At 25.7% G+C, this 7,036-nt stretch carries 5 protein-coding genes and 1 pseudogene; 4 read left to right on the forward strand and 2 right to left on the reverse strand.

Annotated features, from left to right (window positions below; genetic code table 11):
- Positions 1-460: hypothetical protein (locus tag VN21_RS19255; RefSeq protein ID WP_264303196.1), on the reverse strand; the 460-nt coding region annotated here is incomplete at its 3' end.
- A 57-nt stretch (positions 461-517) separates the two neighbouring features.
- Positions 518-910, reverse strand: a pseudogene (locus VN21_RS19480) (VanZ family protein); the annotation flags it as partial.
- Positions 911-1,325: 415 nt separating this feature from the next.
- Between VN21_RS19480 and VN21_RS09825 the strand changes: the two are divergent.
- The 4 genes from VN21_RS09825 to VN21_RS09840 all read left to right on the forward strand — a co-directional run bounded on the left by VN21_RS09825 (position 1,326) and on the right by VN21_RS09840 (position 6,375).
- The gene (locus VN21_RS09825) at positions 1,326-2,642 is read left to right on the forward strand and encodes an RNA polymerase sigma factor (protein ID WP_046823107.1); all 1,317 of its coding nucleotides are present in this window, start codon (positions 1,326-1,328) and stop codon (positions 2,640-2,642) included.
- A gap of 210 nt (positions 2,643-2,852) precedes the next feature.
- Complete coding sequence (locus VN21_RS19095) at positions 2,853-5,117, forward strand: DUF5011 domain-containing protein (RefSeq protein WP_052952034.1); 2,265 nt, start codon at positions 2,853-2,855, stop codon at positions 5,115-5,117.
- 246 nt (positions 5,118-5,363) lie between these two features.
- Complete coding sequence (locus VN21_RS09835; protein ID WP_035117301.1) at positions 5,364-5,579, forward strand: helix-turn-helix transcriptional regulator; 216 nt, start codon at positions 5,364-5,366, stop codon at positions 5,577-5,579.
- The gene (locus tag VN21_RS09840) at positions 5,572-6,375 is read left to right on the forward strand and encodes a DUF3169 family protein (protein WP_046823108.1); all 804 of its coding nucleotides are present in this window, start codon (positions 5,572-5,574) and stop codon (positions 6,373-6,375) included. Before VN21_RS09835 ends, VN21_RS09840 begins: the two co-directional genes overlap by 8 nt.
- Positions 6,376-7,036: the final 661 nt, after the last annotated feature.

Genomic DNA, 7,036 nt, shown 5'->3' on the forward strand with positions numbered 1-7,036 from the left:
TTATACTAAAATGATTCAATAAAAACGTCTTAAACCCTTCTTTTTCCCATATACTCATTAATGAATATTCCTTAATTTTAGCTAATTCATCAGCCATTACTGGAACATATTCTACTTCTAATTTATTTTTTAATTCTTTAATTTTAGAATAATAAAATTTTGTATTTTTATCTATTGGAATAACTGTTTGTTTTAGAACATCTTTTTCTTGTGAATCTTTAGATATTATATTATCATAAATTTTTAAATAATCATCCTCTTTTGATATATATGTTCCTCGTATATCTGGATCTTCATTTGGAATTGCCTTTTTATTTATATACAAAGTTTCATCAGTTGTAAGCCCTAATAAATTTCCAAATTCAGTTTTAGCTATTGGAAATCCTATAATAAAAGTAACCACACCTAAAATTAAAGATACCTTATATATAGATAGATTTGAATTTGTAAACTTTTTCATATAAAAATATATGATATACCCAAATACTCCCCCTAATGTATTAAGAATAATATCATCAATATCTAAACTACCTAAGTAAAATATATATTGTAAGCTCTCAAATAGTATACTTATAGACATAGATAGGGATAAAACCTTATATATATTGTTAATCTTTTTTGTTAAAATAGGAAGTAAGTATCCCAAAGGTAAGAATATGGCAATGTTTCCAACGGTATTTGAAAAGGCCCTTAAAAAAGAAAATCCATCCATATTAAAAAAATTAACTATTGTTTTGAATGGAATTAAATTTGCACTCCTATACCCTGCTGATGTATTTCCTTTTAATATGTCCACAAATGAATTCGTTTTAAATAAAATAATTTTAATTAAGATCAACAAATAGATAAAAAAAGCTATGTATAATACATTTTTGTAATTAATACTTTTTTTAGTTTTTAAATTTACCATAATATCTCCTTATTAGCTATTTTTTAAAACTTAAATTTCCAATTACTTAGTAAATAATTTAGCAATTGTATTTTAAATTTTTCATACATATATTATAATTTTATGTAAATTATTGAAACATATCCTCATTATACCGTATCTTGGTTATTAATGCCCATATATTTAAAGTGACATCATATGTTCTTTTATAGATATTTTCTAAATTGATATTAAACTGATTTAAATCAATTTAGAAAGAGTATAAACAATGGTATCGAAATAATATGTTAGAAATTCGAACTATTTTATATGGAAATAGATCTTATTAAAGGTATAATATTATATACAATCAAAGAATAAAAACTACAAAAATTAATTATATAATGCTTTAGACAAATAAAGAAACAATAACTACTATTTTAGAAAAGGATGATTTATGAAAAAATATGATTATAAGCAAATAGAAAAATTAGTTATTAAAGCACAGAGCGGTGATAATGAAGCCTTTGAAGAGTTGTACAGTACAACATATAAAAATGTATATTTTTATGTATTATCTATTTTAAAAGATGACACCTTAGCAGAAGATATATCTCAAGATGTATTTTTAATTGTAATGAAGTCTATAAATGATCTTAAAAACCCAAAATTGTTTATAGCTTGGGTGAAAAAAATTGCATATAATAGATGTCTTCAAGAAATCAATTCTTCTAAAAAGCTTGCATACTGCAATTATGAAGATACCTTGAAAAATGATACTTTCTCTGAAGTTGATAATGTGATAGAACATACATATGAAAAGAAAGAAAAACATACTTATCTTGTATCTTTAATAGACAAGTTATCATTGCAGCACAAGAATTTAATACTGTTTAAATATTATGAAGGCTTAAAAAGTGAGGAAATAGCATTTATAATGGATATGCCTCTAGGAACAGTAAAAAGCGGACTTCATTATGCAAAGAAAAAATTAAAATCTATGTATTTAAGTGATAATTTCTACGGAATGATTTTTATTCCAAGTATATCAAAATCATTAAATATACATTATTATAATACTGCAAAGAACATTACAGTTCCTTCACTCGCTAAAAGCATATATTTATCCCAAAATGCAGCTGCAAGCACAAACTATTTAGGAGGATCAAGTAAAATAAATATAGGAAATAACTTTAAATTTACAGCTGTATCCTCAACAATTGTAACTTCTGGTATTTTATTAACTACTATAGGACTAGATCCAAGAATAAAATCTATATCTTATAATGATAGTAAATATACAAATAAAGATTTAGAACTGGAAATTACATTGAGAAACTCTGCATTTTTAGATGAAATTTACATATTAGATGCCAATGGAAATAAGATTTATAGCAGTACATCAAAACATAATAAAATTTCAACAGTTATAACAGAAAATGGAGCTTATAAAATATACACTAAGTCTATTTTTAACAAAACAAATACAAAAGATATAGATGTTAATTGCATCGACAAAACAAAACCTCAAATTATAGATTATAAATATAATGAAGAGGAAATAGTTATAAACGTAACTGATTATCTATCCAACATAGATTATGATAAGTCATATATAACTGATGTGGATGGAAATAAAGCTGAAATATTTTCAAATGAAAATAAAAATGAAATTAAGTTAAAAACAAGTAAATATAACACTAACTTTACATTGTATTTGTATGATAAGTCTGGAAATTTATCTAAATACTTGATTAATATAAAGTTTAAATAATAATATATTTAATATGATGGAAATTGACTTTAATGTAAAATGATTATTATATCTATAAAAAAAATACTATGTAAAATAGTATTTTTTTTTAGAGAATTTGAACCTTTTTAATAAAACTCTACCTTATTAATTAGTATATAAATTTTTTAAAGTTTAGGACACAAAAGTAAAGGTATATAAATATAACATTGTAATAAGGAGACATCTTAAATGAAAAACAAGCAAATTAAAAAAGCAGTAGCAGGTGCAATGGCTACAACGATATTAATGAACCCAATGCCTATAAGTATTTATGCAAATGAAATTACACAAGATGTATCAACGGAAGATACTAACAACGTAGAAACTAACCCAGTAACAAACGATACAAATGAAATAACAAATAATCCAACTGAAAAAGATAAAGTGTTAGTTCCAGAAGAAATACCTGAAAAACCAGAAGTTTCATCAGAAAATGAAAAAACTGCATATGGAAATAGATATAGATTTGAAACTAGTTACTCTGATAATAAATATGGGCATTTACACTATAATTTATCTACAGGAGAAGATATCCATACAAATTGGCACTTCGCTTTAACTAATGGGACACTTAGTGAATACTCTTATACATTTACAAACCATACTGAAGAAGGTAAAAAGTACGTAGAATTTACTAAACTACCAGTAATAAAGGAAGATTCACAAAGTGCATTCACTCTTGAATATTCAACTGATGGAAGTTCTTTTTCTACCGATGTTCCAGAGTTAAAGAATCTTGTAGCTTTTAGAGTAACTTTAAAATCTACTATTGAAGGAGATGAAGATCCTAAATTAAAGGTTGAATATGCTTTTAAACCAATTAATATTCCTAAAGACTTTGTAAATTCTGAACATCTTATTATAGGAGGATATCAAACAACTAAATACGGAAATACTTGGGTTTCTGATATAAATTCAAATATGATTCATTTTTATGAAAGAACACCAAACCATGCTCCTGTGATACATGGAGAAGATAAAACTATAGAAGTTGGAGATAAGTTTAACCCAATGTATGGGGTTAGTGCTACTGATAAAGAGGATGGTAATATAACTAAAGATATTAAAGTTATAAAAAATACAGTAGATACAAGCAAAGCTGGTAAATATAAAGTTGTATATTCAGTAACTGACAGCAATGGGGCTACAACTACTGAAGACATAACTGTAACTGTAAAGCTTAAAGACTTAACTTTAAATAAGCCGCCTGTAATAAAAGCAGAAAACAAAACTATCAAAGTTGGAGATAAATTCAATCCATTGGATGGAGTTACTGCCATTGATGAAGAAGACGGCAATATAACTAAGGACATTAAAGTTATAAAAAATACAGTAGATACAAGTGAAGTTGGTATATATAAAGTTATATATAAAGTAACTGATAGTAAAGGGGCTTCAAATACTAAGTTTATATTAGTAACAGTAAGAAGTAATGATAAACCATTAATAATCGGTGCTGATGATACCAGCATAAAAGAAGGAACTTTATTTGATCCAATGGACGGAGTTGCTGCTATTGACACTGAAGATGGTAATATAACAAAGCATATAAAAGTTGGTGGATATGTGAATACTAATAAACCTGGAACATATGAACTAACGTATAAAGTAAATGATAAAGACGGAAATACTGATACCGTTAAAAGAACTATAATTGTAAATCCTAAAGAATTACATATAAATAATTTACCTGTTATAAATGCAAGTAATAAAACTATCAAAGTTGGAGACACGTTTAATCCATTGACAGGGGTTACGGCTACTGATAAAGAGGATGGTAATATAACAAAACATATTAAAGTTATAGAAAACACAGTAAATACAAATAAAGCAGGTACATATAAGGTTGTATATAAAGTAACTGATAGTAATGGAGCTACAACTACTAAATCTATAGCTGTAATTGTAAAAAGCAATGATAAACCAGTAATAAGTGGTGCTGACAATGCCAGTATAAAAGAAGGAACTTCATTTGATTCAATGAAAGGAGTTACTGCTACTGATAAAGAAGATGGCAATATAACAAAGCATATCAAAGTTACTGGAAGTGTAGACACTAACAAACCTGGAACATACGAACTAACATATACTGTAACTGATAAAAATGGAAATTCTACTACTACTAAAAGAACTATAACTGTAAGCCCTAAAGATGAAGAGACAAGTAATTTACCTGAAATAAATGAAGATAATAAAACTCCAAATGTTGGAGATACTGTTACTTCAACAGATAGACCTAGTGCTACTGAAACAAAACCTACTATAAGTAAACCTAATTCACCTCAAGAACATAAAAAGACATTAGAAGTAACTATTTCTAGTTTAGATGATAATAAAGAGGTGCTTAGTTCAAATCCTAAAACAATAGATATGGGTGTAAAAGCATTCTTATTTGCAGGTGCGATATCTGCATTAGGACTGTTTTTAAATAGAAGAAATAAATTTAGAAAATAATATTGAAGGAGTACAAAATACATGTATGTTGAACTACTTATCAAGATTATTAAAGAATTAAATAAAGATAAAGACTTGTAATTTAAAGTGCTTTGATTTACCAAAAAGCTGTATTAAAATATTAACTTATTTTAATACAGCTTTTTTTAGTTGTATACGCTTGACAAATATAGTTGTCATAAGCTATAGTTAATATTGACAAATATAGTTGTCATATTGACAATAAAAATAGTCAGGAGGGGTTATATGCCATTAAATAATCGCTTGAAAGAATATCGAGCTAAGATTAATGTAAATCAGACTGAGATGGGGGTATTAGTTGGCGTGTCTAGACAGACAATAAGCCAAATTGAGAGAGGGGATTACTCTCCTTCAGTTACTTTAGCATTAAAAATAGCAAAGATTTTTAATGTAAGTGTAGAGGATATTTTTAGTTATGAGGAGGATGGGGTTAATGAGTAATAAATGTAAGGATGAAATTAAAAAAGAAGATAAGAAAGCTTTTAAAAGTTTTATAATCATAATGATAATCTCTGGTATTATTGGTGGTTTTGTTGGAGGATTTCTTGGTGGTATGTCTGACAATCTAAAACAAATTTTAGGTGAAAATTTATCTAATTCGTTAGTAAATATTCTTCAAGAAATTACGCCATTTGCAAGTCTTACCCTTTCAATATTACTGATAATAGTATTTAAAATAATATATGCTGACTCACGAAAAGGGTATGAATTATGGAAAAAATCAAATGAAGATGACACTACTATCGATAAAATTGAAGAAAATTTATCGTATTTAATTCTACTAACTTCTATAAATAGTATTCTTGGATTTTTATTTTTTGGATTAGGTGTTATTTTAACGCCCTTCCATGGTGCAAATGGTGATATAAATATTGTAAATATTGTTTGCTTTTCTATAGGTTTTATAATATCTATGATGTCTTCAATATTGATTCATAAAAAAATAATTAATTTAGAAAAAGAAATGAACCCATTATTAAAAGGTAGCATATACGACATGAATTTTTCTAAAAAATGGATAGATAGTTGTGACGAATCTATAAAGTTAGGAATATTTAAAAGTGCTTATAAAGCATATGTATCTGTATCTAAAACATGTATTATCCTTTGGGTATTTTGTATCATAGGGAACGTTTTATGGAACTTTGGTATAATGCCTATAGTAATAGTAACTATTATATGGCTAGTTCAAACAATTTCTTATTGTTTAGAATCAATTAAATACTCAAAGGCATAATAAATATTAATTCAAAATATGATTTTTATATTGAATTAATAGCTGTATTCTAGTATATATGATAGTTACTAGAATACAGCTATTTTTATTGTTTATTATAAAGAAAATCAAGAAATTTATAATTTAAAGCCTTTACTCTATGTTAAAATAAATATAGGAATAAATGGTTAAATTTATAAATATTTACTGTTATATATTAGTTTAACACTAATATTAAGACTGGAATTTAGAGGAATTAAATGTTGTATATTAGGGGGTAAAATAATGTGGAATAATAAATTATTGTCATTTGTTTTCATAATTCTAGGTATTGGATTTATAATCTTTTGTTTCTTATTTAAATACATATTTAGCAAGAAATTCATTAATCAATATTCAAATCCTAATAGATATATTAACTCCATATTTTATTTAAGTTTTATTACTGGTGTAACTTATATTATTTTAGGTGGAATTTACTTCTACAAACAATATTCTATTTCTATAATCATTGCATCTGCTATTACAGGAATTATTTTAATAAAGTTACCAAAAATCAGAAATAATTATGGAATAAAAAATAGTACTCGTAATTAATAGAATTGGATTGATGTAGGGTTGAAAATTTCCATTTCTAGGATGTATTGTTTTAATTAAGTTTTGATTGTCAAAAAAGAAATAA

This window comes from Paraclostridium benzoelyticum (genome assembly GCF_001006285.1).
Taxonomy (GTDB): Bacteria; Bacillota; Clostridia; order Peptostreptococcales; family Peptostreptococcaceae; genus Paraclostridium; species Paraclostridium benzoelyticum.

Bases quoted from the DNA above. Each gene is read 5' to 3' on its own strand.
- VN21_RS09840 (WP_046823108.1), top strand. From the start codon at position 5,572: ATGAGTAATAAATGTAAGGATGAAATTAAAAAAGAAGATAAGAAAGCT.
- VN21_RS09835 (WP_035117301.1), top strand. From the start codon at position 5,364: ATGCCATTAAATAATCGCTTGAAAGAATATCGAGCTAAGATTAATGTA.
- VN21_RS19095 (WP_052952034.1), top strand. From the start codon at position 2,853: ATGAAAAACAAGCAAATTAAAAAAGCAGTAGCAGGTGCAATGGCTACA.
- VN21_RS09825 (WP_046823107.1), top strand. From the start codon at position 1,326: ATGAAAAAATATGATTATAAGCAAATAGAAAAATTAGTTATTAAAGCA.